Consider the following 25,963-nt stretch of genomic DNA (forward strand, 5'->3'; position numbering starts at 1 on the left):
TCGATGCCCGGTCGGCCGCGTCGCGTTTTTATACACGAGCGCCGTCGTCCCGGGTGTGGGCCCGTACGACGCCTCCCTCGTCCTCCGCCATCGGCTTCACGACGGGGAACCGCCGGCACACGTCGCGCTCGTCATCACCGAGCGCGACCTCCTCACGGACGGCGCCTATGACACCCTCTCGGACGTCCTCTCGTGGACCTTCCGTTACGGTGCCGAGCGGCTGACGGTCTCCGTCTCCGTGCTCGATGAGTCGGTGATCGACACGCTCGTCGGGGAGTTTCGGTCGCTCGATGCACCCCGGCGGATGGTGATCCGGACGCCCGCGGACGCCGGCTCCGATGACGATTCCGCCGACTCGGCACGGACCGACGCCCCGATCCGGGTGAACGTCGGTCTCGGCGGGAAAGCCGAGTTCGCCGCGGCGGTCCGTGACCTCGCGAGCGACGTCGCCGCCGGGCGGCTGGAGCCCGAGGATATCGACGAAGATCACGTCGCCGACCGGCTCGTCTTCCCCGAGGAGCCCGACCTCGTGATCAAAACCGGCGCGGAACGGCTCTCGGATTTCGCCATCTGGCAGTCGGTCTACGCGGAGCTCTACTTCACCGACGTCAACTGGCGGGACTTCCGCCGGCGCGACTACCTCCGGGCGGTTCTCGACTTCCAGGACCGCCAGCGGCGGTTCGGCCGGTGAGCGGCTCACCACGCCCAAATGGGGACGAACCGGAACGTCAGATACGCGCCGATGGTCGCCAGGACGGGCACGAAGTTCTGAATGAGGATCACCCGGCCGGCCGTCGAGGGGTCGAACAGGTCCGATGCCCGCGGGATATCCTCGGCCTCCTCCTCGCCGATCGCCGGCGCGGTCTCGCCCTCCTTCTCGGCGGTCAGCGCCCCCACGGAGACGGCCGTCTCCTTCTCGCCGCGGACCGCGTCGGAGACCGTCGTGGTCCGGGTCGCCCGACCCCAGCCGAGCCCGATGATGCTCATCGTGGAGATGATCACGAGCTGGACGGGGATGCCGATCGCCGAGAGCAGCGTGGTGATCGTCGCGGAGATGGTCATCACCACGACCGCCGCCGTCAGCGGGAGGTTCGTGATCTCGTTGCCCATCGTTTCGAGGGTTCGCCGGGCGATGGTGAACGCGCCGATGGTGACGGCGACGCCGGCGATGATGACGCCCCACTCCATGTTCGAGAAGGTGGCGAGGACGCCGTCTTCGAACTCGAGGGCGCGGCTGCCGACCAGTGGCGCGACGGCGTTTGCCACGTTGCTCGCGCCCGAACTGAACGCCATGTAACAGCCGATCGCGACGACGATCAGCGAGCCCGTGATCTCGCGCCGGCCGGTGCCCTCGGCGGCATGGATCCGGGGGATCCGCGAGCTTCGGTCCACGACCCAGAGGTCGGTTTTCCGCCTGCTGATGGCGACCCACGCGTTGATCCGTGTATAGAAGTACCGGCCGATGACGCCGCTGAACCAGAAGGCGACCACCGGGGCGACGATCCACCACGAGACGACCTCGCCCATCGTCGCCCAGTTGAGCGTCCCCGTCGCCAAGCCGAGCCCCGCGATCGCCCCGACAGCCGTCATCGACGTCGAGGCGGGCACGCCGAAGACGTTCCCGATGAACAGCGCCAACCCGATGAAAAAGAGGATGGCGATCCCGGTTTCAAGCGTCAGGATCCCCTCCTCCTGGATGATCCCTTCGCCCAACGTCTCGACGACGGCCGGGCCGATGAGCCAGCCGCCGATAAAGAAGAAGATCGACATCAATGCGGCCGCCCCGAGTTTGGAGACGACCTTCGCGCCGACGGCCGGGCCGAACGCCACCCCGGTGGTCGCCCCGCCGATGTTGTAGCCGACGAACATCGCGACGAGCACGCCGGCCACTAAGAGGAGTTCGACTATCTACCCGTAAGACGACCACCGCACGGATTAAACTGTGTGATATCGCCGTCGGCCGAGCCGACCCCGGTTGCGTCACTCCTCTGCGTTCTCGTAGGCCTCGCCGGTCGTCTCCACGAGCCGGCCGATCGGGAGGTTGATTCCGAGGTGCTGCCGAACGAACACCGCCACCGGGAACAACGAGATCCCGACGGCGACGGCCGCCTGATGGAGCCCGAACAGGGCCGCCGTACGGATACGGTCGAACATTGGTCTTCACTCGGGGCAGGGCCAAGCACGTATATAAACTTTCTGTGCTCGGATTTTCGATGACCTCGCCGCGGTCATGCGATCTTCGGTCGTTGTTTATTGATCATGAAATGAATTCCCGGCGTGCCGGTGCGAGGCGTATTACCGCCTCGGTGGATCGGACACTTGCTCATAAGTTATGGAGATACTCGTGAGCCCGTGCGCATACGATCGGCCGGGTGGCGGGGACGGATGGCGGCGGCGCTTTCGAGCCCCCATGTCGGCCGGTTCAGTCGTGTCGGAAACAGCGGGTGCCGGTGAACACCATCGCCATGTCGTGTTCGTCGGCGGCGGCGATCACGTCCTCGTCGTTGACCGAACCGCCGGGCTGGATCACCGCCGCGACCCCCGCCTCGGCAGCCTCCTCGATCGCGTCCGGGAACGGGAAGAACGCGTCGGAGGCCATCACGGCCCCCGCGGCGGATTTGCCCTCCGCGTCCCGCTCCGCTTTCATCGTCGCGAGCGTGACGGCGTCGACCCGCGAGACCTGTCCCATGCCGATGCCGACCGTCTCCGTGCCGGCCGCCAGGCAGATCCCGTTCGATTTCACGTGCTTGAGCGTCCGCCAGGCGAAAAGCGCCGTCTCGACCTCCTCGTCGGTCGGCGTGCGCTCGGAGACCACCTCGAGGTCGTCGGCGGTCAGCACGGACCGGTCACGCTCCTGGATGAGCCGTCCCCCGACGATCGGCTTTTCCATGTACCGCTCGCGGAGCCGGGGGTTCCCGTCGTCACCGTCCGTTTCGATGTCGTCATCCTCCACGGCGCCGGCCCCGTTGCCCGCGAGCGGCCCGACGTCGAGCACGCGGGGGGTCGACCGTCCACGGAGCACATCGAGCGCGCTCTCGGTGTAGCCCGGCGCGATCACGACCTCTTTAAACGAGTCGACGATCGCCTCGGCGGTGTCGGCATCACAGGGCCGGTTGAGCGCGACGATCCCGCCGAACGCCGACTTCGCGTCCGTCCGCAGGGCGGCGTCGTAGGCGTCCGCGAGTTCGCCTGCGGTCGCACACCCGGCCGGGTTCGCGTGCTTGATCACCGCCGCGGCCGGCTCGTCGAACTCCTTGATGAGGTCGAGGGCGGCGGCCGCGTCGTTGTAGTTGTTGTACCCCATCCCTTTCGCCCCGGGGTTTCGCTGCTCCGCGGCGACGACGTTCGCCTCCTCACAGCTCTCGTTGGCATAGAGCGCGGCCGCCTGATGGGGGTTCTCGCCGTACCGCAGCGACGCCTCGAGGTCCTGCGACTGGAAACGCCGCTCGGGGAACGCCCCGCCCGTGTCGCCGTCGACCGTGATGGTTTCGGCGGCCATGTCGACGGTCACCCGGTCCTCGGCGAACCAGCGGACGGCCCGGGGATACGCCGTGAACTCCGCCGTCTGAAGCACCCGTCGTTTGAGCGACTCGGCGTCGTCGTCCCCGTAGACGGGGACTGGTTCCTGGGTAACGATCGGGCCCGAATCGACCGCCTCGGTGACGACGTGGACCGTACAGCCCGTGGTCCGGACGCCGGCGTCGAGGACCTGCTCGTGCGCGTCCGCCCCCGGAAACGACGGCAACAGCGAGGGATGGACGTTGAGCGTCGTCGGTGCGGCATCGAGGAACGTCTCCGTGAGCACCCGCATGTAGCCGTCGAGACAGACGATGTCGAAATCGTATCCGGCGAGCCGGTCGAGGATCCGGCGCTCGTGGGCGGCCCGCGACTCGCCCTCCTCGCGGACGACGACCTCCGTCGGGATCCGCCGCTCCGCGCCGGCTTCGAGCACCGGCGCGCCCTCACGGTTCGTGACGATGACCGAGAGTTCCGCGCCGCCCGGCGCGAGGTCGTCGATGTGTAACAGGTTTCGCCCCCGGTTGCTGGCTAGGCCGGCGATCTTCATATCGGAAGGCTCCGGGCGGCGAAGTATATCCATTGCGGTCCGGTCCATTCACGACCCGTTCACGATCCATGGATGCGGATACAACGGCCCCTCAAACACGCCCTTTTCCGGCCGAATATCCACATCTGTGTGCCCGCATCGATGTGCTTTTGAGGACCGCGGCGGCACTCACCGCCATGACTGACGACGCACGGGACCGCGGAGACGACGGCTCCACTGCGGCGACCGGTTCCGTCGGCACCGACGGGTTCGACCACACCGGCCCCATCGACGGCCTTGATCGCGCCGATCCGCTCGCGGCGGTTTCGCCGCTCGACGGCCGCTACGCCTCTCGCACCGCGCCGCTGTCGCCGTACGTGAGCGAGGGGGCGTTGATGCGCGCCCGGACGCGCGTGGAGGTCGAGTACCTGATCGCCCTCGCGGCCCTCGACGCGACGCCCATCACCGTCGACGACGAGCTGGCCGCGGCACTCCGGGCGCTCTATACCGACTTTTCGGCGGCCGATGCCCGGCTGATCAAGCGGCTGGAGGTCGAGGGTGCGGCCGGTTACGCCGCGACCAACCACGACGTGAAGGCGGTCGAGTACTTCCTCCGGGTTCGCTTGGAGGGGTTGGCGGAGGCGGACGTCATCGACGACGCGGCCGTCTACTTCCCGTGGATCCATTTCGGGTTGACGAGCGAGGACGTGAACAACCTCGCGCATCGGCTGCTCGTGAAGCCGGCGGTGACGACCGTGCTCGTTCCAGCGATCCGCGAGGTGCGCGACGCCCTTGTCGAGCTCGCTCACGACCACCGAGCGACCCCCATGCTCGCGCGAACCCACGGCCAGCCGGCGACGCCGACGACGTTCGGCAAGGAGATGGCGGTCTACGCCGCGCGGCTCGGGCGGGCGCTCGGCCGGGTCGACGCCGCCGTCGACGGGATCGCCGGGAAGCTCGCGGGGGCATCCGGCACGTACGCCGCCCACACGGCCGCGTATCCCGACGTGGACTGGCGGGCGTTTTCCGCCGCCTTCGTCGCGGACCTCGGCTTCGAACACACGCCGCTCGCGACGCAGGTGAACCCGTGTGACGACCTCGCGACGCTGTTCGACGCGCTGCGCGGCGTCAACGACGTGCTCCTCGATCTCGACGTCGACGCGTGGCTCTACGTCTCCGATCGCTACCTCGGCCAGCGGGCCGTCGAGGGGGAGACGGGCTCCTCGACGATGCCGCACAAGGTGAACCCGATCGACTTCGAGAACAGCGAGGGGAACCTCTCGAAGGCGAACGCGGACCTCGTCTTCCTCGCCGACTACGTCACCTCCTCGCGGCTCCAGCGCGACCTCTCCGATTCGACGGTCAAACGGAACATCGGCGCGGCGTTCGCGCACTGTCTCATCGGCTACCTGAAGGTCGCGGACGGCCTCTCGAAGGTCGTTCCGAACGAGGCGGTCATGCGCGAGGAGCTGCAGGCGACCCCCGAGGTGATCGGCGAGGCGGTCCAGACGATCCTCAGACGCGAGGGCGACGTGGAGGCCTACGAGCGGGTGAAGGCGTTGAGCCGCGGTCGCGACGTCGACCTCGATGACTTCCGCGCGCTCTTTGCGGAGCTCGACGTCGACGAATCGGTCCGCGAGGAGCTGGTCGCGCTCACGCCGGAGGGGTACGTCGGCGTCGCCGCCGATCTGGTGGACGAGTTGGACGAGTAGGGGGCTCGCACGTCGTTGGCGCCGATTTGTATATATCCGGGGATCTTCCATCGCGGGTGAACGGGATCGCTTCCGTGGACCGTGCTGTGCTTCCGTCGGTAGCGAGGGGGCCCCTTACGATGCCGGCGTGTAGGCGCGGTTTTAATATAGCCCCGCCTGAGCGCTCGATCATGTACCACGTCCTACTGCCGCTCGACGGGGATGAGGATCGGGCGCTGGCACAAGCGAAGTACGTCACCGCTCAGCCGGGGGCGGCCGAGGAGATCGAGGCGATCCTTCTATTCGTCTTTACCGGCGGGGAGGAGGACACCGTCCCGCAGGAGCTCAGCCAGTTTAAATCGGCAACTCGGGTTGGATCCGTTCGGCGGGCAACCGAGCACCTCGAGCAGGCCGGGGTCGACGTGACGGTCACCGACGGGAGCGGTGAGGCCGCCGACGACATCATCGCGACGGCCCAGAAACACGATGTCGACGAGATCGTCATGGGTGGACGGAAACGGTCGCCCGCCGGCAAGGCGATATTCGGAAGCGTCACCCAGTCGGTCATCCGCTCGACCGATCTTCCGGTGGTCGTCACCGGGAGCGGGACCCGCGCTCGCTAGCCTGGACGCGCACCGGTTTTTTTCCGACGCGGCCACACCGCCAGCCCCGGGCAGCTGTCGGCACCGGTATTTAGGGTGTCGCCGTCGAACGCCGATATATGAATGGGTCCGATCGCGCGGTCGACGAGGCGGAACGGGGCCTCCACCGGTCCACCACGGCCGCCGATTTTTATACCCGCTACGCGGCGCTCTACGATCGCCTCGCGAGCGACGCGCCGTTCGTGATGGACCTGCGCGAACGGATCGTCGACGCGCTCGATCCCGCTCGCGGCGACGTCGTCGTCGAGATGGGCTGTGGGACGGGCGCGAACTTCCCCGTGCTTCGCGATCGGGTCGGTCCCGAGGGGACCGTCGTCGGCCTCGACTTCTCGGCGGGCGTGCTCCGCCGCGCCCGCGATCGGATCGAACGCGCGGGGTGGGAGAACGTCCACGTCGCCCGCGCGGACGCCACGGCCCCGCCGGTCGCCCCCGCCGACCTCCCGCGTGCGGTCACCCCCGCCGGGGCGGTCGATGGGGTCCTCTCGACGTTCCTTTCCGGGATGCTCGATGACCCCGCGCGCGCCATCGACGGCTGGTGCCGGCTCCTCGAACCGCTCAACCGATCGGGATCGACGTCCCCCGGACATCAGTCGGGATCGACGCCCCCCGGACACCAGTCGGGATCGGCGCCTCCCGGACGGATCTGTGTCGCCGGCTTCGCCCGAAGCACCCATCCCGTTGGCCGGTGGTTGAACCCCGTCTTCGCCGGGGCGGTTCGACTGAGCACCCCGCCGGGCCGCGGTCGCCCCAAACCGCCCGTCGCGCTCCTCGATGCGCGGACGCTCGCCGCACACCGCCGCGTTCACGAACGCTGTTCGGACGTACACACCGAGCGGACGCTCGTGGGGTTCGCGCGGATCACGGCCGGGTCCGTCGATCCCGGGGCCTCGAGCGAGCGATAATTCCGTCGCCTCCCGACGGCGTTCGACCGCATCTCGACGAGCAATCCGCTTATTAGCCCCGCCGACCGAGGTTCGAGCGATTATGCGTCGTCGTGGACTGCTCGTCGGCACGGCCGTCGTCGTCGCGAGTGCGCTCGCCGGCTGTACCGACCCGATCGACGACGCCGACGACGGGACCGACGAGGAGGAGGAGGATCCGCCCGCCCGGGTCGTCGAGAGCGAACTCGTCCGCGAGGACGAGAGCACGGACGAGGAGACCGTCAGGGTCGAGGGCGTTATCGAGCGTACCCGCGAGGAGGAACTCACCTACCTCGAGGTTCGTGCGGAGTTCTACGACGAGGCGGGCGACGTGCGGGATACGACGGTCGAACAGGTCGACGCCGTCGAGGAGAACGATCGCTGGGAATTCACGGTCGAATTTCCGGGAATCGGCGAAGCCGCCGCGGCGATCGTCGACCACGACGTCGAGGTCGCGGACTACCGCTGAGATGCCTTTCACGCCTGAGATGTCTTTCACGCTGTACTCCCCCGCGTGTCCGCGCATTCGTCCCCCGGCGTCCGGGGTGACACCGTGAGCGACCCGCCCGCGGGCGAGGACCGTACGGGCGGAAACGACGGGGACGGGCCGGATGAGCGCGACACGGTACGTGCGGACGGGCCGAGCGACGGCACCCCGGCCCGGGACGACCCCGCCGCGGCCGATGGCGGCGGGAATCCGGAACTCGATCATCCATCGATGACGGAACCCGAGTCCGCCCTTCCCGACGACGTCCCGACGACGGGGGACCTCGGCGCGGAGGGACGGACCGAGTCGCTCGACCCGAGCGCCGAGGAGACGATGGCCTCCCAGAGCGGGATCACCTTCGGCGGCTCGCTCATCAGCAAGGCGTTCGGCTTCCTCATCGTCGCGCTCATCACCCGACTCGTGAGTCCCGGCGTCTACGGCCTCTTCGTGCTCGCGACGGCGGTGTTACACCTCATGCAGATCTTCGCCAGCGCCGGCTTACACCGCGCGATCGACTACTTCGTGCCACAGTACCTCGATGCCGACGAGCCGGGGAAGGCACGGGCGGTCACCCTGCAGGTGTTCGGGCTGCTGCTCGTCACCTCCGGCACCACGGCACTTGCCCTCTACCTCTCGGCCGACCGCCTCGCGCTCTTCTTCGGCGAGCCCGGGCTGGCGACGGCGCTCCGGTACCTCGCGCTCGCGTTACCGCTGCTCGCCATGTTCAACGGGCTCATGGCGTCATACAGCGGGCTCAAGCGGCTCAAATACCGCGTCTACGTCCGCGATGTGACCCGACCGACCGTTCGGCTGTTCGCCACGGCCGGGCTCCTCGTCGCCACGGGGCTCGGGCTGCTCGGCGTCATCGGGGGCTACCTCGTCGGGTTGGTGATCGCCATCTCGCTCGGCGGGGTCATCCTCCTGCGACAGGAGGCGCTTCGCGGCGGACAGCTCTCGTTGACGCCGTTCCGCGAGATCCTCTGGTACGGGCTGCCGCTCGCGCTCGCGGGCGTCATCTTCGTCGTCATGGGGCAGGTCGACAACCTGATCGTCGGCTTCTTCCTCGAATCGGACGACGTCGGGATCTATCGAGTCGGCTACATGCTTGCGGGCAACCTGCTCATCTTCTTCTCGTCGCTCGCGCCGATCTTCAAGCCGCTCATCGCCGAGGAGCGCAAGAACGGCGATGCCGTCGCCCAGCGCTATCGGACGGCGACCCGGTGGGTCCTCGGGCTCTCGCTCCCGGTGGCGGCCATCCTCGTGCTCGGCGCGGAGGTCTACCTCTCCATCGTCTTCACCCCGCAGTACACGGTCGCAAGCGGGGTCGTGCTCGCCCTCGTCGTCGGCTACATCGCGAGTATCCTCGGTGGCGGGCCCGATGGGGCGCTGTTACAGGGGCTCGGCTACTCCCGCCTCGTGTTCCTCAACTCGGCGATCCTGCTCGCCGGAAACGTCTTTTTCACGGCGCTTTTGGTGCCGCAGTACGGCATCCTCGGGGCCGGCCTCGGGACGATGGCCGCGCTCACGCTTTCGGGTGCGGCGGCGCTGATGGAGGTGTACTACTACCGACGGATCCATCCCTTCTCGTGGGCGCTCGGCCGCGTCGTTCTCGCGTGGCTGCCGGCGCTTGCCGCGGGCTGGCTCGTCGTGGCGATCGTTCCCGACCAGCTCCTCATCGCGGTCGTCCTCCCGGTCGTCGTGCTCGGGGTGTACGTCGCCGCCGGCCGCGCGGTCGGGGCCGTCACGCCCGAGGACGTCCGGATCGCCGAGGCGGTCGCCCCCGACGGCATCGCCGACCGGATCCGTCGGGCGGCCGACGAAGAGTGATGGGTGGTTCGGTTGACGAATCGAAACCGCAGGTGGTATGTTGCTCAACGCGCTCAGTCAGGGCACGATGACTCGGGTGAGCGTTATCGGCTGCGGGAACATGGGCGGTGCCCTCATACGGGGGCTTCGATCGGTCGATGGATATCACGTGACGGCGATCGACCTCGATCCGGCCGCCCTCGTCGCCGTGGAGTCGTTCGCTGAGGAGACGACGGACGACGCCTCCGCGGCTCGCGAGGCGGACATCGTCGTGATCGCGGTCAAACCGTCGATCGTGGAGTCCGTCCTCGCCGACCTCGACCTCCGGGCCGATCAGACGCTCGTCACGTTCGCGGCAGGGGTCTCACGGGGGTTCGTCGCCGCGCGAACCGACGCCAGCGTCGTCAGGGTGATGCCCAACCTCGCGGCCGAGACTGGCAACATGGCCGCGGCGGTGACCGAGGAGGGCCTCACCGACGAGGTCCGCGACCTCCTCGGGGCAGTTGGCGAGTACGCCGAGGTCGACGAGTCGCTGATGGACATCGCCACGGCGGTCAACGGAAGCGGGCCGGCGTTCGCGTTCTACCTCATCGACGCGATGAAGACCGCCGGGATCGACGGCGGCCTGGAGCCCGAGCAGGCCGAGCGGCTCGCCGCCCAGACGTTCAAGGGGGCAGCCGAGACGGTGCTCCGTGACGACCGAACCGTCGACGAGCTGATCGACGCGGTCTGCTCGCCGAAGGGGACGACGATCGAGGGGATGAAGGCGCTTCGCGAGAGCGACGCCGACGACGGCGTGGTCGAGGCGGTCGTCGCGGCCGAGCGCCGGTCACGGGAGCTGGCGGAGGCGTTCACGGATGAGTGACGTGGACGCCCTCATCGGGGGCGTCGACCCCGAGATCGCCAAGTCGGTCCGCGAGCGTGCGGCCGCCGCCGAACGCGTGCTCGTCAAGGCGGGGACGAACTCGCTGACCGACGAGGACTCCCGGCTCGACCGGGTGAAACTGGACAAACTCGTCGCCGACGTGATGGACCTCCGCGAGCGTGGGAAGGAGGTCGTGCTCGTCTCTTCGGGTGCGGTCGGTGCCGGGATCGGCCGGCTCGACCGGATGAACGGGGTGAAAGCCGGCACGCGTGAGGAGGTTATCGGGGCCGACGGTGCGGCGGACTCCGACTCGCACCGGCGCGACACCGACGCCGAGCCGATCGCACAGAGCCAGGCGCTCTCGACGGTCGGACAGAGCCACCTGATGCGTCATTACACCCAGAGCTTCGAGCGGTTCGATCAGACGGTCGCACAGATCCTGCTCACCGGACAGGACCTCGATACGCCCGAGCGGTTTCGGAACTTCCAGAACACGATCGAGACGCTGCTCGCGTGGGACGTCGTGCCGATCATCAACGAGAACGACGCGGTCGCCGTCGATGAGCTCCAGATCGGCGACAACGACATGCTGTCGGCGTCGATCGCGACGGGGATCGGCGTCGACCTGCTGGTGACGTTGACGGACGTCGACGGCGTCTACACGGGGAACCCGAAATACGACCCGGACGCGACGCTCATCGAGGCGGTCGGGGACAACTACGATGCGGTCCAGCGGCTCATCGACGAGAGCGCGACGGACGCCTTCGGCGGGATCCGCACCAAGGTCGAAGGGGCACACGACGTCAGCGTCCACGGCATTCCGGCGGTCATTGCGGGCTCCGGGACGTCAAATGTGCTCGAACGGATCGCAACGGCCAAGCCGACGGGGACGCTTTTCGTCCCAACGAGCGAGGAGACCGATGACTGAATCCGATGCACCCACCGACGGCGTCGCGATCGCACGCGACACGGACGAACAGGTCTCGACCGCGGCGGACGCTGCGCTCCGGCTCGCCAACGTCGACGAGACGACGCGCAACGAGGCGCTGTATGCCATCGCGGAGACGCTTCGCGAGCACGAGGCTGACATCCTTGAGGCCAACGCGAAGGACGTCGCCGAGGCGGAGGCGATGCTCGAACGCGGCGAGTACAGCGAGGCGCTCGTCGATCGATTGAAACTCGACGCCACGAAAGTCGAGTCGATCGCGGAGATGGTCGAGTCCGTCGCCGAACTCGACGATCCGCTCGGCGCGACTCAGGAGGCGCGCGAGCTGGACGAGGGGTTGGAACTCTACCGCGTCGCCGTCCCCATCGGCGTCGTCGCGACCGTGTTCGAGTCGCGGCCGGACGCGCTCGTCCAGATCGCGGCGCTCGCGCTCAAATCGGGCAACGCGGTCGTATTAAAGGGCGGCAGCGAAGCGCAGGAATCGAACCGCCTGCTTTACGACCTCATCCGCGAGGCGACCGCCGACTTTTCAACCCCGGACGGCTGGGCACAGCTGATCGAGGCACACGAGGCGGTCGACCGGCTGTTGGAACGCGACGACGAGGTCGACCTCGTGATGCCGCGGGGCTCCTCGGAGTTCGTCTCGTACATTCAGGACAACACCCAGATCCCGGTGTTGGGCCACACCGAGGGGGTCTGTCACGTCTACGTCGACGAGGACGCCGATCTCGACGAGGCCGTCGACGTCGCCTACGACGCGAAGGTGCAGTACCCTGCGGTGTGTAACGCGGTCGAGACGCTGCTCGTCCACGAGGCGGTCGCCGACTCGTTCCTCCCGCCGATGGTCGAGCAATATGAGGACGCGGGCGTCGAACTCCGTGGCGACGAGCGGGTTCGCGAGGTCGTCGATATCGACCCCGCGACCGAGGACGACTGGACGACGGAGTACGGCGACCTCGAACTCTCCATCGCCGTGGTTGACGACGTATTCGCCGCGATCGACCACATCAACACGAACAGCTCGAAACACACGGACTCGATCCTCACTGAGGATCGCGAGACAGCGGAGACGTTCATGACGGGCGTCGACTCCGCGAGCGTCTTCCACAACGCCTCGACGCGCTTTGCGGACGGCTACCGCTACGGACTCGGCGCGGAGGTCGGCATCTCGACCGGCAAGATCCACGCCCGCGGGCCCGTCGGGCTCGCCGGGCTCACGACCTATAAATACTATCTGGAGGGCGACGGCCACCTCGTCGCGACCTACGCGGGCGAGGACGCGAAGCCGTACACCCATCGGGCGTTGGACGCGTCGTGGTCGCCGGGTCGGCGGTCGATCGACTGAGCGGGCGGTCTCTTTATTACTCTCTAGTGGATCAATTCCACGCCCAGGTGTTTCTGCGTCAACCGGGGTTGCTTCGCGTTGCCCCGCGTTTCATATCGGATGATTCCGTGCTCGGCGAGCAGCGCGAGGTCCCGGCTCACCTGCGCTTTGTCGCGTTCGAGTTCCCTACTGAGCGCCCTGACGGACGGTACGTCAGTTCGACCGAGCAATTCGATTATTTCTCGCCGCTTCGGGGTTACCACCTCATCCGCGGTCTCCCAGGTGATGATCTGCACCCCCTCCATCCCTCCACGCGCCAACGCTCGCGCCATCTCGGCCCGCCGTGTCGCTCGGTCATGCTCGGCATCGTGCTTGGAAGCGACAGGAGATTCCACGTCGGTGTCGGACATTGATATTCACTCACGTTGTGTTACAAGCACAACGATATAAGTGTTGTTCGGTCGTGTCCGCGGTGAATCGTCTCCAGGTTTATGACTCAAAAGGGGTCAAACATCGCCTGAAGATGTCGGAACGTGCGCGCAGACAGCAGGGTGCCGCCGTTTATATATGTCTACACGTATGAGCAGGGACGTCACGTTCACGTATCTCTATGCCGTCGGCTCTGACCCCGATCACTCCGCCAGCGTGTATGCTGTCCGCCATTCCGCCGCACGAGCCGTCGCCGTCTCGCGATCCGGATATCGTTCGCGCTCGTAGACGCGGCCGTCGACGGCCTGTTCCATCACGTCGAGTCGGACGACGTACGCACCGTCACCGCGTTCGCGAACCCTGACGGTCGCGTAGCCGTCCGATCGCTGCCACTCCGTGATGGTGTCGTCCTCGCGCGACACCGTCCACTCCGTCTCCATACACACGTCCCGACGTGACGCGGGGATAAAACGCGCGGTCGCTCGTCGGCTCGCTGGCTTGTCGCCGTCGCGATCGACTACCCGTCTTCCGGCCCGCCGCTGTACGCGCAAGCCGGACAGACCACGTAGCCGAGGGGGTCGTATGGAACCGCCGTCGAGGGCGCTTTCATATCACAGCTCGGACAGTCGAACGTGGAGGATTCCTGGATCGCCATACCTCACCATTCGGTGGATCCGACTTAGTAACGAGCCGCTTGATGGCCGGTTGAGCGACCCTACCTTATATACTCGGTCGGGACCGACTCCGTACATGGCCGAAGATATGTATTCTGAACGACGTATTCGGGCCGCCGATCGGCTCCACGCGATCGGTGCCGATGGGCTCATCTGTTTCCCGAGCCGGAACCTCCAGTATCTCACCGGGTTTTACGAGGAGCCCGGCGAGCGCCACCTCTTCCTCGTGCTCCCGGCCGATGGCGACCCCGCGCTGTTGGTCCCGGCGTTGTATGGGACGCAGATCCGCGAGGGGACGACCGTTGCCGAGATCAGGACGTGGGACGACGGCGAGGACCCCGTCGAGGCCGTCCGGGCCTTGCTGGCCGACCGCGACCTCCGCGATGGCCACCTGCTCGTCGACGACCGGATGTGGGCCCGGTTCACGCAGGACCTCCGGTCGGCCGCGCCGGCGGCGACGTGGGGGCTCGCGAGCGAGGCGCTCGTCGACCTCCGGATCCGCAAGGACGAGGCGGAGCTGGCGGCGCTACGGGAGGCGGCCGCCGTCGCCGACGCGGTCGTCGCCGACCTCCGAGAGGGTGCCCACGAACACGTCGGGAGCACCGAGCGCGGGCTCGCGACGTGGATCGGCGACCGGCTGGCGGCCCACGGCGGCTCCGGGGTCTCCTTCGAGACGGTCGTCGGCTCCGGCCCGAACGGCGCGAAGCCACACCATCGAAGCGGGGATCGCGAGATACGCGAGGGCGACCCGGTCGTTCTCGATTTCGGCACCCGTGTCGACGGCTACCCCTCCGATCAGACCCGAACGCTCGTGCTCGCGGGCGACCCGCCCGAGGAATACCGGACGGTCCACGAGGTCGTCCGCGAGGCGCAGGCGGCCGCCGTCGACGCGATCGAGCCGGGGATCGAGGCCGGGGCGGTCGACCGGGTCGCCCGCGAGATCATTGAGGAGGCGGGCTACGGCGACGCGTTCGTCCACCGGACGGGTCACGGGGTCGGCCTCGACGTCCACGAGGAGCCCTACCTCGTCGCGGGCAACGACCGACCCCTGGAGCCGGGGATGGTCTGTTCGGTGGAGCCGGGGATCTACCTTCCCGGGCGATTCGGCTGTCGGATCGAGGACCTCGTCGTCGTCACCGAAGACGGTGCCGAGCGGCTGAATCGGACGGATCGCGGCTGGCGCTGACGACGGTGCGGGTGGTGGGTGTGCAACCCACTCGACTCACTCGTCCCCCGCCATCTCTGCAGCCGCCCGCTCGTGAAAGGTACGGACGTACGATTCGAGGTCGAACCGATCCGCCTCCACGTCGCGGAGGATCTCCATCGCCGAGGGACGCACGTTCGGCCGCAACAACAGGTACGCGCTCCCGGTGGCGCTCCGCCGGAGCAGCCGCTCGGTGCTCGCCTCGATGATCCCGAGTCGTGCGTCCGTACGCACCACGGCGATCCGCCACGCCTTCTCGCGTGCGTGCCGGAGCCCCGTTCCGGCCCACCGTTCGTCGAGCCCCCGCATCCCGGTACCGATCCGTGAGAGGCCGGGCGCATATTGCTCGGCGAGCAGCTCCCGCTGGACGCCCACCAGCCGTTCGAGGATCCCGTCGATCCGTCGATGGTCAGTGTACTTCCTCGCCCGGTTCGGGTCGATCCCGACGTCCGTGAGGGTCAACGCGAGGTCATAGAGGATGTGTGCGTTGATCCCGAGGAAGGCGTCCTGCACGACGAGGGTGTCCCCGCGCACCGCCGCGCCGAAGGCGACGATCCACGGGTCCGGAACCGCCTCGAACGCCCCTCGCTGGAACGAGACGAACGCCCGCCGGTAGTATTCGGCGAAGCGGATCAGGTACCGGCGCATCCACTCGGCGTCGTGAAACGTCCCGGCCTCGATGGCGCGGATCGTTCGATCGGTCATCTCGGTGTAGACGGTGAGAAACACCGAGCGCCGGTCACCATTGTCGACGAGACGCGCTTCGAGCCGGCCGAGTCGATCCCGAACGTCCTCGACGGACGTGAACGGTTCCTCGACGGGTTCGAGCAGTTCCGGGTCGTCCTCGACGCTGAGCGCGAACGTCGAGGAACTCGCCCGCACGCTTTCGATCAGCGCCCGGAGGGTTTCGTGATCCGCCAGCACCCTCGTGAGCGATCCGCCGTTCATCCGGGGAGGTCACGGTGAGCCCTCTTGAATGTCACCCCCGGCCTCGGATATCCAGCGTTGCGTTCGGCCCGTGGCGCACCGAGTGCCTTCCTCCGTTTGCGGGTCGCCGGGAGGGAAACCCCTACGTTGCCGGGGTTGGATGGGCGCGCATGGACTTCACCATGGAGCTTCGCGGGGCCACCCCGCCGCTCGTGACACCCTTTGCGGGATCCACCCCTACCTCGGTCGACCACGAGGCGCTCGCCGACGTGGTCACCCACGCCGTCGAGGGCGGCGTCGCCGGGCTCTTTCCGAACGGGACGACGGGCGAGTGTGCCAGCCTGACGGCGGCCGAGCGCGCCGCGGTCGTCGAGACGACGGTCGCGAACGCGGACGGCCGACCCGTCCTCGCGGGCGTCTCCGATACGGCGCTCGGGGACGTCCTCGATCACGCGGAACGGGCGGCCGACGCCGACGCGGATGCCGTCGTCGTCACCCCGCCATACTATCACGCCGAATCCGCCGAAGGCGGCAACCGTGCCTTCCTCGAACGTGTCGCCGATACCGCTCCGCTGCCGGTCTTCCTCTATGACATCCCCTCGTGTACGGGGAATCCGCTCTCGTCCGAGACGACCGTCGCGCTCGCGGCCCATCCGAACGTCGTCGGGTTCAAGGACTCGAGCGGGGACTTCACCGGCTTCCTGCGGCTGTTGCGCGAAACACCGGCGGATTTCGCCACGCTCCAGGGGTTCGACTCGCTGTTTCTCCCCTCGCTGCTCGCGGGGGCGACCGGGGGCGTGCACGCGCTCTCGAACGTGATCCCCGAGGCGTTCGCGGAGCTTTCGCGGGTCGTCGACGACGAACCGGAGGCCGCGATGGTCGGCGCTGCACCGACCGATGCCGCCGGCGGCGCCCCCGACGCCCGGGCCACCGAATTGCACGAGGCGATCGGCTCGCTGTTCGATGCGTGTGCGACCCACGGCTTCGCGCCGGCGACGAAGGCGGCGCTCTCGGTTCGCGGCGTCCTCGATTCCACGACGGTCCGCCCGCCGCTCGCCGAGTGCGACCCGGACGTGCTCCGCGCAGCCATGACGGACGCGATGTCGCTGTTGGAGCACTAACGGGGGCGAAAGCGCGCGAGGGGACCGAACGCGCTTTGATAAGTAAGACTGCCGACCTGGCGATGCAGGATAAAAACGGGTGTCCGGTCGAACGGGATGGTCCGTCCGATCGACGGGATGCTGGCGCACACGTCGGGGGACGTCGTGTGCGCCCTGAAACGGGTCGTCGTGTGCCTCCTCCCCACCGACAACGTGAGAGCCTATTGAAATAAAAACAACACCGAATATTTTCGGTGTTCACTCGATCCGTCGGCAGAGCGGCAGTGAACTACCCCTCCCTACTCCCTCGGCGCATACGCGCCTCGCTCCTTGAGGCCGGGGGCTCCGCCTCGAAATTGCTGAACCGCCCCGTATGGGATGGTGTCGACTCCGTTCGGATGGATGCGTTGACGTCCTTAACCCCTCGCTGACGCCGCTCATATGCACGCGTCGACGCCCAGTATATGAGCGCGTCGACGCCGCTTACACGAGCGCGTCGACGTCGACGTGTGCGGCCAGCAGTTCGGCCATCGTGTCGACCGTCCGTTCGTCGCGGGTGCGCCCGCCGCTGACGATCGACTCGATCCGATCGATGGCGGTGACGGTGTCGGTGGTGAGCCCGAGCACCGGCGTGCCCGCGTCGGCGGCCTTCCCGAGCACCGCACCCGAGGGCCGGTGGCCGCCGGTCAACACGAGACAGACGACGCCGGAGGCGTCGAGGGCGGCCGCCTGCACGTCGGCGCGGTCGCCGCCGGTGATGACCGCGGCGTCGCGTGCGCGCCGGAAGTGACGGAGCGCCTCGTCGCCGCTCATCGCCCCGACGAGGAACCGCTCGATGAACCCGTCGGTCGGGGCGTCGGTGAGCAGCTCCGCGCCGAGCTCGTCGGCGAGGTCGGCGACGGTGACGCCCGCAAGCTCCTTCTTTCGTGGGATGGCCCCGAGCACGGTGATCCCCTTCGACTCGAGGAAGGGGATACCGTCGCGGTCGAGCGAGTCGAACGCCGAATCGGAGACCTTGTTGAAGATCACGCCGGCGAACCGGTCGCCGAAGGCGTCCGCCGCCGCGAGCACCTCGTCGAGATCGCCGGGCGTCTCGTAGTCGGCGACGAGCACGACGCGGGCATCGAGCAGTTCGGCCACGTCCACGTCGGTGAGGTCGACGACGCCGCCGGTCGTCCAGTCGCCGCCGCCCTCCACGAACATCCGATCGCGGTCGGCGGCGAGCTCATCGAACGCCTCGCGGACGCGCTCGTGGAGCGCCTCGACGTTCTCGGTGCCGCGGATGGCCCCCTCGATGAACGTCGGCGAGTAGACGACGGGCTCCATCTGATGCATCTCGGCGTCGAGCCCGAGCACCTCGCGGGCGAGCATGGGGTCCTCATCGAGCGTCTTGCCGACGTTCGAGCGGAGGCGGGTTCCCTTCGGTTTCATGTAGCCGACCGACCCGTCGCGGTCGGCGGCCAGTCGCGCGAGCGCGAGGGTGATGGCGGTCTTTCCGGTGTGTTCTCCGGTGGCGGTGACGAGCGTGGTGGTGGTGTCAGTCATTGGTCTGGGTGGGTTCGGGTGAGTCGGTGAGGTGGGTGGGGTCGTTCGGGAGCGTCTCGGGGTCGACGGTGAGCCGCACGTCGACGGCGGCGGCGTTCGATCCGTCGTCGTCGGGCAGCGCGACGAGCGGGTTGATGTCGAGTTCGAGGATGGCCGGGAAGTCGGTGACGAGCTGTGAGAGCCGCCCGATCGTCTCGATCACGGCGTCGATGTCGACGGGGTCGCGGCCGCGGGCCCCGCGCAGCAAGGGTGCCGATCGGATCTCCTCGGTCATCTCGCGCGCTTCGGGTTCGGAGACGGGCGCGACGCGGAAGGTGGTGTCCTCCATCACCTCCACGAAGATGCCGCCGAGCCCGAACATGAGCAGCGGCCCGAACTGCGGGTCGCGGTTCATGCCGACGATCGTCTCGACGCCGTCGTCGAGGTCGACCATCTCCTGAACCTGTACGCCGAGCAGCGTCGCGTCCGGCTGGTAGTTTCGCGCACGCGTGATCAGGTCCTCGTAGGTGTCCGCGGCGTCCGCATCGGACACGCCGACGGCGACGCCGCCGATGTCGGATTTATGCAGGATATCCGGCGAGACGATCTTCATGACCACGTCGCCGTCGATCCCCTCGGCGACTTCGGCCGCCCGCTCCGGGGAGTCGACGATCGCCCCCTCGGGGGTCGGGATGCCGTAGGCGTCGAGCAGTTCCATCGCCTCCACGCCGAGGCGGTTGTCGTCGCGGTCGTGGACCGACGCGAGTATCTCGAACGCACGCTCGCGGTCAACGTCGAAGGCCATCGGCTCGGCGTACTCGCGCTCGCGGATCTCCCGGTACTTCGCGAGCGTTGCGAGGCTTTCGATCCCGCGGGCCGGGTCGAAATAACACGGGATCCCGCGCTCCTGCAGGAGCCGTTTCGGCTCCCGTGTCCGATCGCCGCCCATCAGACAGGCCGCGATCGGTGCCTCCGTCACCTCGTTCACCTCGCAGGTCGCCTCCGCGAGGTCACCGAAGTCGATCACGGCCGTCGGCGCCGACAACACGAGCACCGCGCCGACGTTGTCGTCGTCGGCGACGATCTCCAACGCCTCACGGAACCGATCGATATCGGCGTCGCCGATGACGTCGACCGGGTTGTGGACGTTCGCCTCCTCGGGCATCGCGTCCCGGAGCGCCTCCGTGGTCTCCGCCGTGAACGACGCCATCTCGAGGACCGAGTCGCCGACGGCGTCGGTCGCCATCACGCCGGGGCCGCCGGCGTTCGTGACGATGGCGACGCCGTCGGTCTCGGGCACCGGCTGGTTGCCGAGGATCCCCGCGGCGTCGAAGAGTTCGTCGACGGACTCCGCACGGATGACGCCGGCCTGATCGAGGCCGGCCTCGTAGGCCTTCTCGGAGCCGGCGAGCGTGCCGGTGTGTGAGGAGGCCGCCTGCGCGCCGGCGCTGGTACGGCCGGATTTCACGGCGACGATCGGGGTCTCCTGGGTGGTCTCGCGGGCGGCCTCGATGAACGCCCGGCCGTTCTCGATCCCTTCGAGGTAGCCGATGATGACGTCGGTCCCCTCGTCTTTCCCCCAGTACTCGATGAAGTCGGTCTCATCGAGGACGGCCTTGTTGCCGAGCGAGACGACGTCCTTGAAGCCGACGCCGTGGTCGTTCGCCCAGTCGAGCACGGCGGTGATGAACGCGCCCGACTGGCTCATAAACGAGAGCCCGCCGGGGAGCGCGTTCTCCGGGCCGAACGTCGCGTTCATCCCCGAGGGCGTCGACATGATCCCGAGGCTGTTCGGGCCGACGAGGTTCAACTCGTACTCGTCGGCCATTTCGGCGAGCCGCCGCTCGCGGTTCGCGCCCTCCTCGCCGGTCTCGCCGAACCCGGCCGTGATGACGACGACGTTCCGCGTTCCGGCGGCGCCACACGCCTCGATCGCGTCCAGCACGATCGACGGCGGGACGACGACGACGGCGACGTCGGCGTCGGCGTCCCCGATGTCGCCGACACACGTCGTGTCAAGCACCTCGTCGTAGTTCGGGTTGACCGGTACCGTCTCGCCGTCGAAATCCTCGAGCAAGTTCGAGGTGACCGCGCGGCCGATCGACCCCTCGCGAGGTGTCGCGCCGACGACGGCGACCCGATCCGGGTCGAACATCTCGTTGAGCATACTCATCGGGCGTGGGATACGCCCGGTGGGTGATTAAATACCTGTGGGACGGGCTTCGGTAGCCGAGTCAATCACGATCGTTTCTTCGCCGATGCTGTCCGCCGATCCGCCTCCTCCATGACGCCTCGCGGCTGGCCGGTATGCATAAGCGACGCCGTCACGAGTTTTCCCCCATGCAGTATCACGAGGCGGTTCGCTTCCTGTTCGACCTCCGCCGCTTCTCTATGCGTCCCGGCACCGAGGGCGTCGAGGCGCTCCTCGAACACCTCGATCATCCCGAACACGGGGTTCCGTTCGTGCAGATCGCGGGCTCGAACGGCAAGGGAAGCACCGCGCGGCTGGTCGAATCGATACTCCGCGAGGCGGGCCTCTCCGTCGGCTTGTACACCTCCCCACACCTCGAATCGCTCACCGAACGGGTTCACGTCGACGGGCTGCCGATCACGCGGTCGGCGATCGCCGACTTCATCGGGCGGGTGCGGCCGTGGCTCATCGACCGCGCGGCGGCGGGCGAGCCGCTCACGCTCTTCGAGGTCGTCACGGCCATGGCGATCGACGAGTTCGCCCGTCGAAACGTCGATGTCGCGGTCCTCGAGGTCGGGCTGGGCGGCGAGTACGACGCCACGAGCGCGGTCGATCCGGTCGCGACCGCGGTGACGAACGTCTCGCTCGAACACACGTCCGTCCTCGGCGACTCGGTCGCGGAGATCGCCCGGACGAAATCACGCATCGCCACCGACGGCACGCCGCTCGTGACGGCGTGTGACGGGGAGGCCCTTCGGGTGCTTCGGGAGGTCGCCGCGGACGCCGGCGCGCCCGTCTCGACGGTGGTCGGCCCGGGTGTCGACGGGGAGGGGACCGACTCGCCGGCCCTTCGGGCCACCTACGAGGGCCGGGTGAGCCCGACCGACGCCGCGGTGACGCTCTCGGGCGAGGTGACGGGGACCTACCGCATCCCGCTCGTCGGGACACATCAGGCCACCAACGCGGCGGTCGCGGTCGCACTCGCCCGACGGACCGTCGACGCCCTCGGGGGGAATGCTGCGGACTCCGACGGGCGGGTCGACGAGCGCGCGGTCGCAGACGGGCTCGCGCGGGCGACGTGGCCGGGTCGGTTCGAGGTGATCTCGACGGATCCGCTCGTCATCCTCGACGGCGCACACAACCCGGCCGCCTGCGAAACGGTCGCCGGAACGCTCGCCGAGTACGATTACGACGCGCTTCACCTCGTCTACGCCGCGATGCACGACAAGGATCATGCGGGGACGATCGGTGCGCTCCCGACGGCGGCGTCCGTCGTTACCTGTCGGACGAACACCGACCGCGCCGAGGACCCGGCGGTGTTGGCGGCGGCCGCGCGCCGTGCCGGGTTCCCGGACGTGACCGCCGGTGAGGGGGTCGCGGACGCGCTCGACCGCGCACTCGACCGCGCCGACGCCGACGACTGCGTGCTGTTGTTCGGTTCGCTCTATGCCGTCGCCGAGGCCCGTGCGGCGAAAACACGAACGGTGACGCCCCTGACGGTTCGGGACGCGACCGACGCCGCGGGCGTCCTGGAGCGGGCGGCCGCCCCGATCGACGGCCGATCGGGGGACGGCGAGACGCCCTCCGCGGCCGCCGAGGCGATCGATACCCGGGTCCTGACGTGTCAGCTCCGCGGGGAGCAGGCGCGGTACATCCGTGGCGAACTGCGGGCGCTCGGCGGGACGGCCGTCATCGGCGGGGCGGGCGCGGCCGGCGGCGAGCTCGTCCCGGTCGTGCTCTCGGCCACCCGCGCGACGTTCCGGGCGCTCTGTGACCGGCTCGAACGCGCCGGCCGAAACGCCACCCCGCCGGTCGACGGACTTCCCGGGATCGCCGCGGACCTTCGTGACCGGCTCCTCACCCATTCGATCGATGACGACGACGGCAACGCCGCCGGCTCGATCGACCCGTATCCCTGGACGGACGGGACCGCGGTGATGGGCGTCCTCAACGTGACGCCCGACTCCTTTTATGACGGGGGCGTTCACGAGGCGCTCGATGATGCGGTCGCCGGCGCGAAACGGATGGTCGAGGCGGGCGTGGACGTGATCGACGTCGGCGGCGAGTCGACCCGGCCCGGCGCCGATCCGGTCCCGGCCGACGCGGAGATCGACCGGGTCGTCCCCGTGTTGGAGGCGCTCCACGACGTGGCGGCGGTCGCCGACGGCGACGTCCTCCTCTCGATCGACACGCGAAAGCCGACGGTCGCGGAGGCCGCGCTCGCGGCGGGTGCCGACATCATCAACGACGTCACAGGCTTGGAGGACCCCCGGATGCGCGAGGTCGTCGCCGACGCCGGCTGCCCGGTGGTGCTCATGCACAGCACGGATGCCCCGGTCGACCCGACCGCCGATCCGGAGTACGACGACGTCGTGACCGACGTGATCGCGATCCTCGAGGAACGGCTTCGGCTGGCGGAGATCGCCGGGATCGACCGCGAGCGGGTGATCGTCGATCCGGGTATCGGCTTCGGAAAGACCGCCGCGGAGAGCTTCGCGCTGCTCGGTCGACTCCCCGAGTTCGCCGCGCTCGACTGTCCGGTGCTCGTCGGGCACTCCCACAAGTCGCTCTTCGGGGCGATCGGCCGTGACCCGGACGACCGCGAACACGCGACCGTCGCGGCGACCGCGCTTGCCGCCGCCCGCGGTGCCGACCTCGTTCGGGTCCACGATGTCGCCGAGAACCGCGCGGCCGTCGACGTCGCCCGCGCCGTTGGGGACCCGAACGCGGTCGACCCGGAGTGATCCGCCGGCCGGCAGCGTTTTTTGTCGTCGCCCCACACCCACGTCCATGCTTCGGCGTCTCCTGCTCGGCTGCAGCTCGGTCGGATATGCGCTCGTCGAGCGCGTCCGTGAGGCGCCCGGCGAGCTCTATGCGGTGACCGACGACACCGGGTGGACGTCCACGCTTCGGGACGAGAACGTCGTCACCGCGGAGGCGGACCCGACCGATCCGAGCGTGTATCCGGACGCCGCCGACGTCGTGCTGATCGCCGACGCCGACCCGGCCCGGAACGTCGCGGCCGCGGCGGCCGCCCGCCGACGCTACCCGAACGCGATGATCGTCGCGCACGTCGGGACGGCTCCACGCCCCGAGCACCGTGACGCGTTGCGAGCCACGGCGGATCGGCTGCTCGACCCGGCCGAGGCGCTCGAAGCGCGCGTGCTTCACGCCGTCGACGACGATTCGGGAAATCGGCCGGTTCGGCTCCTCGAGACGCTGCGTGACCTCTCTGGGCCGCTTTTGATCGTCGCACACGACAACCCCGACCCGGACGCCATCGCGAGCGCGTTCGGCCTCGCCCGGATCGCCGAGGCCGTCGGCGTCCCCGCGGACCGGGTCCACGGCGGCGAGATCGCTCATCAGGAGAACCGGGCGCTCGTCAACCTGCTCGATCTGGACCTCCGGACCTTCGATGACGTCGTTGTCGACGAGTACGACGGGATCGCGCTCGTCGACCACTCACGCGCCGGGATCAACGACGGGCTTCCGGAGGGGACCCCGGTCGACATCGTGATCGACCACCATCCGCCCCGTGGACCGGTCGCGGGCCGATTCATCGACGTCCGACCGGCGCTCGGCTCGACGAGCACGTTGATTCAGGAGTACCTTTCACGGCTCGCGATCGAGCCGGACGAGCGGCTCGCGACGGCGCTGCTGTACGGCATTCGGATCGACACGAAGGATCTCACCCGCGAGACCACCCCGCAGGACATCGAGGCGGCCGCCGAACTCGTGCCGTTCGCCGACGAGTCGGTCCTTCGACGCGTCGAAAGCCCCAGCGTGACCCCCGAGACGCTCCGGGTGTTGGCGCGGGCGATCGAGCGCCGGGACGTTCGCGGCTCGATCGTCGCCTCCTGTGTCGGCGAGATCGGCGACCGCGACGCGCTCGCGCAGGCGGCCGAACGGCTGCTCGACATCGAGGACGTCACCGTCACCTTCGTCTACGGCTACATGGACGGGACGATCTTCGGGTCGGCGCGGTCCCGCGGGGCCGACGTCGACGTCGGCGAACTGCTTCGGGAGGCGTTAGATCCCATCGGCTCGGCCGGCGGGCACGCGAACATGGCCGGCGCGCAGGTGCCGCTCGGGATCCTCTCGGACGTGGCGGCCGACGAGTCGCTCCCGGAGGTCGTCGCCGAGGCCATCTCCGAGCGGTTCTTCGAGGCGGTCCGCGATCCGCCTGCGGCGCCGACCGGGGCGGATTCGCCGTTTTCGACGGAGTAGCCGACGCCGTTTTCGACGGAGTAGCCGACGCCGTTTTTCGGTTACCGCTCCTCACAGATCGCGACGAAGTTCTCGAAGACCTCCTCGCCGCGTTCGGTGTGGGCCACCTCGGGGTGCCACTGGACGCCGTAGAGGCCCGCCTCCACGTTCGACATCGCCTCGATCCCACAGACGTCGCTCGTCGCGGTGTGGGTGAACCCCTCAGGGAGTTCCTTCACCTCGTCGGCGTGGGAGGCCCACACCCGGGTCTCGGGCGCGAGCGAGCCGATGAGCGGGTCGTCCTCGTCGACGATCTCCACGTCGACGTCGGCGTAGCCGCCGTAATCGCCGGGGCCGACCTCGCCGCCCGACTCTACCGCGACGAGTTGCATCCCGAGACAGATCCCGAGGACGGGCGCGTCGCCCGCGAGGTAGTCGGGGGCGTTGCCGACGCGGTCCATGTCGGGGCCGCCCGAGAGGACGACGCCGTCGGCGTCGACCTCCTCGGCGGGGGTGTCGGCGTCGATGATCTCCGTGTCGACGCCCATGTCACGGAGTGCGCGGTGCTCGAGGTGGGTGAACTGGCCGTGGAGGTCGACCACGACGATCCGGGTCATGCCGGCGGTTGGACGGTGCGACACAAAAAGCGCTCGGAAGGACACCGCAGGGATATGGTCGGTTGTGGTTCCCTCATGCCTATTTGATCCACATATGTGGATCGAAACGGGGTGCTGGCCGCGGTTTATATACTCCCGTTTCGGTCCGCATACCGCGTCTATGGGCCCGGTCTGGATCCGTTGGAATCCGCTCCTTCAGACATCCTCCCGCCTGGCTCCGTTGAAACATCCGCAGATCTGACACGAGCGGCGTGCTGACTCGATGGAAACGCTGCTACTCCATGAGAGCGTGACACAAGACATGGGGCGCAAGAGACCGACCTGTATTCCGTGCCACAGAGCACG

At 68.4% G+C, this 25,963-nt stretch carries 23 protein-coding genes; 13 read left to right on the forward strand and 10 right to left on the reverse strand.

Going from position 1 to position 25,963, the window contains the following annotated elements:
- The first annotated feature begins 55 nt into the window (after nucleotides 1-55).
- Nucleotides 56-691: an undecaprenyl diphosphate synthase family protein gene (locus CHB65_RS08650; protein WP_089384659.1), complete on the forward strand. Its 636-nt coding sequence runs from the start codon at nucleotides 56-58 to the stop codon at nucleotides 689-691.
- A 5-nt stretch (nucleotides 692-696) separates the two neighbouring features.
- Here the strand turns inward: CHB65_RS08650 and CHB65_RS08655 are convergent, their stop codons facing one another.
- From CHB65_RS08655 to purN, 3 genes are all read right to left on the reverse strand, one after another.
- Nucleotides 697-1,908 (reverse strand): inorganic phosphate transporter, encoded by a 1,212-nt coding sequence (locus CHB65_RS08655; RefSeq protein WP_089384660.1) that lies wholly within the window; start codon nucleotides 1,906-1,908, stop codon nucleotides 697-699.
- Nucleotides 1,909-1,980: 72 nt separating this feature from the next.
- Complete coding sequence (locus CHB65_RS17410; RefSeq protein WP_179213623.1) at nucleotides 1,981-2,154, reverse strand: hypothetical protein; 174 nt, start codon at nucleotides 2,152-2,154, stop codon at nucleotides 1,981-1,983.
- 268 nt (nucleotides 2,155-2,422) lie between these two features.
- A complete protein-coding gene (gene purN / locus CHB65_RS08660) occupies nucleotides 2,423-4,066 on the reverse strand; it encodes a phosphoribosylglycinamide formyltransferase (RefSeq protein ID WP_089384661.1) in 1,644 nt (547 codons plus the stop codon).
- 176 nt (nucleotides 4,067-4,242) lie between these two features.
- Between purN and purB the strand changes: the two genes are divergently transcribed.
- The 8 genes from purB (at nucleotide 4,243) to CHB65_RS08700 (ending at nucleotide 12,767) form a co-directional block, all read left to right on the forward strand.
- A complete protein-coding gene (purB, locus tag CHB65_RS08665) occupies nucleotides 4,243-5,757 on the forward strand; it encodes an adenylosuccinate lyase (RefSeq protein ID WP_089384662.1) in 1,515 nt (504 codons plus the stop codon).
- Nucleotides 5,758-5,927: 170 nt separating this feature from the next.
- Entirely contained in the window at nucleotides 5,928-6,359 is a 432-nt protein-coding gene (locus tag CHB65_RS08670; RefSeq protein ID WP_089384663.1) for a universal stress protein, read from the forward strand.
- A 98-nt stretch (nucleotides 6,360-6,457) separates the two neighbouring features.
- Nucleotides 6,458-7,300, forward strand: a complete 843-nt coding sequence (locus tag CHB65_RS08675) for a class I SAM-dependent methyltransferase (protein ID WP_089384664.1) — start codon at nucleotides 6,458-6,460, stop codon at nucleotides 7,298-7,300.
- An 82-nt stretch (nucleotides 7,301-7,382) separates the two neighbouring features.
- A complete protein-coding gene (locus CHB65_RS08680) occupies nucleotides 7,383-7,787 on the forward strand; it encodes an FxLYD domain-containing protein (RefSeq protein WP_089384665.1) in 405 nt (134 codons plus the stop codon).
- An 84-nt stretch (nucleotides 7,788-7,871) separates the two neighbouring features.
- The gene (locus CHB65_RS08685; RefSeq protein WP_245809935.1) at nucleotides 7,872-9,632 is read left to right on the forward strand and encodes a flippase; all 1,761 of its coding nucleotides are present in this window, start codon (nucleotides 7,872-7,874) and stop codon (nucleotides 9,630-9,632) included.
- Between the two features lie 67 nt (nucleotides 9,633-9,699).
- On the forward strand, nucleotides 9,700-10,476 hold the full coding sequence (gene proC, locus CHB65_RS08690) for a pyrroline-5-carboxylate reductase (protein WP_089384689.1): 777 nt from the start codon (nucleotides 9,700-9,702) through the stop codon (nucleotides 10,474-10,476).
- A complete protein-coding gene (proB, locus tag CHB65_RS08695) occupies nucleotides 10,469-11,404 on the forward strand; it encodes a glutamate 5-kinase (protein WP_089384666.1) in 936 nt (311 codons plus the stop codon). The genes proC and proB overlap by 8 nt, the downstream gene beginning before the upstream one ends.
- Nucleotides 11,397-12,767, forward strand: coding sequence for a glutamate-5-semialdehyde dehydrogenase (locus tag CHB65_RS08700; protein ID WP_089384667.1), 1,371 nt, complete (start codon nucleotides 11,397-11,399; stop codon nucleotides 12,765-12,767). Before proB ends, CHB65_RS08700 begins: the two co-directional genes overlap by 8 nt.
- 23 nt (nucleotides 12,768-12,790) lie before the next feature.
- On the opposite strand, the gene CHB65_RS08705 is transcribed toward CHB65_RS08700, so the two are convergent.
- The 3 genes from CHB65_RS08705 to CHB65_RS17415 form a co-directional block, all read right to left on the reverse strand.
- Nucleotides 12,791-13,156, reverse strand: coding sequence for an HVO_A0114 family putative DNA-binding protein (locus CHB65_RS08705; RefSeq protein ID WP_245809936.1), 366 nt, complete (start codon nucleotides 13,154-13,156; stop codon nucleotides 12,791-12,793).
- 222 nt (nucleotides 13,157-13,378) lie between these two features.
- On the reverse strand, nucleotides 13,379-13,615 hold the full coding sequence (locus CHB65_RS08710) for a DUF7543 family protein (RefSeq protein ID WP_089384668.1): 237 nt from the start codon (nucleotides 13,613-13,615) through the stop codon (nucleotides 13,379-13,381).
- A 77-nt stretch (nucleotides 13,616-13,692) separates the two neighbouring features.
- Nucleotides 13,693-13,830, reverse strand: coding sequence for a hypothetical protein (locus CHB65_RS17415; protein WP_179213624.1), 138 nt, complete (start codon nucleotides 13,828-13,830; stop codon nucleotides 13,693-13,695).
- 95 nt (nucleotides 13,831-13,925) lie between these two features.
- Here CHB65_RS17415 and CHB65_RS08715 point away from each other — a divergent pair, with 95 nt between their 5' ends.
- Nucleotides 13,926-15,035 (forward strand): aminopeptidase P family protein, encoded by a 1,110-nt coding sequence (locus CHB65_RS08715; RefSeq protein ID WP_089384669.1) that lies wholly within the window; start codon nucleotides 13,926-13,928, stop codon nucleotides 15,033-15,035.
- A 36-nt stretch (nucleotides 15,036-15,071) separates the two neighbouring features.
- Here the strand turns inward: CHB65_RS08715 and CHB65_RS08720 are convergent, their stop codons facing one another.
- The gene (locus CHB65_RS08720) at nucleotides 15,072-16,001 is read right to left on the reverse strand and encodes a DUF5995 family protein (RefSeq protein WP_089384670.1); all 930 of its coding nucleotides are present in this window, start codon (nucleotides 15,999-16,001) and stop codon (nucleotides 15,072-15,074) included.
- 149 nt (nucleotides 16,002-16,150) lie between these two features.
- Here CHB65_RS08720 and CHB65_RS08725 point away from each other — a divergent pair, with 149 nt between their 5' ends.
- Nucleotides 16,151-17,101: a dihydrodipicolinate synthase family protein gene (locus tag CHB65_RS08725; RefSeq protein ID WP_089384671.1), complete on the forward strand. Its 951-nt coding sequence runs from the start codon at nucleotides 16,151-16,153 to the stop codon at nucleotides 17,099-17,101.
- 462 nt (nucleotides 17,102-17,563) lie between these two features.
- Here CHB65_RS08725 and CHB65_RS08730 read toward each other — a convergent pair whose 3' ends face one another.
- Nucleotides 17,564-18,625, reverse strand: coding sequence for a phosphotransacetylase family protein (locus tag CHB65_RS08730; RefSeq protein ID WP_089384672.1), 1,062 nt, complete (start codon nucleotides 18,623-18,625; stop codon nucleotides 17,564-17,566).
- Nucleotides 18,618-20,777, reverse strand: coding sequence for an acetate--CoA ligase family protein (locus tag CHB65_RS08735; RefSeq protein WP_089384673.1), 2,160 nt, complete (start codon nucleotides 20,775-20,777; stop codon nucleotides 18,618-18,620). Before CHB65_RS08735 ends, CHB65_RS08730 begins: the two co-directional genes overlap by 8 nt.
- A gap of 167 nt (nucleotides 20,778-20,944) precedes the next feature.
- On the opposite strand from CHB65_RS08735, the gene folP reads away from it, so the two are divergent.
- Nucleotides 20,945-23,539: a dihydropteroate synthase gene (gene folP / locus CHB65_RS08740; RefSeq protein WP_089384674.1), complete on the forward strand. Its 2,595-nt coding sequence runs from the start codon at nucleotides 20,945-20,947 to the stop codon at nucleotides 23,537-23,539.
- 46 nt (nucleotides 23,540-23,585) lie between these two features.
- Entirely contained in the window at nucleotides 23,586-25,022 is a 1,437-nt protein-coding gene (locus tag CHB65_RS08745; RefSeq protein WP_089384675.1) for a DHH family phosphoesterase, read from the forward strand.
- Nucleotides 25,023-25,063: 41 nt separating this feature from the next.
- Here the strand turns inward: CHB65_RS08745 and CHB65_RS08750 are convergent, their stop codons facing one another.
- The gene (locus CHB65_RS08750; RefSeq protein WP_089384676.1) at nucleotides 25,064-25,618 is read right to left on the reverse strand and encodes a GMP synthase subunit A; all 555 of its coding nucleotides are present in this window, start codon (nucleotides 25,616-25,618) and stop codon (nucleotides 25,064-25,066) included.
- Between the last annotated feature and the right edge of the window lie 345 nt (nucleotides 25,619-25,963).

It is taken from the genome of Halorubrum vacuolatum, assembly GCF_900188065.1.
Taxonomy (GTDB): Archaea; Halobacteriota; Halobacteria; order Halobacteriales; family Haloferacaceae; genus Halorubrum; species Halorubrum vacuolatum.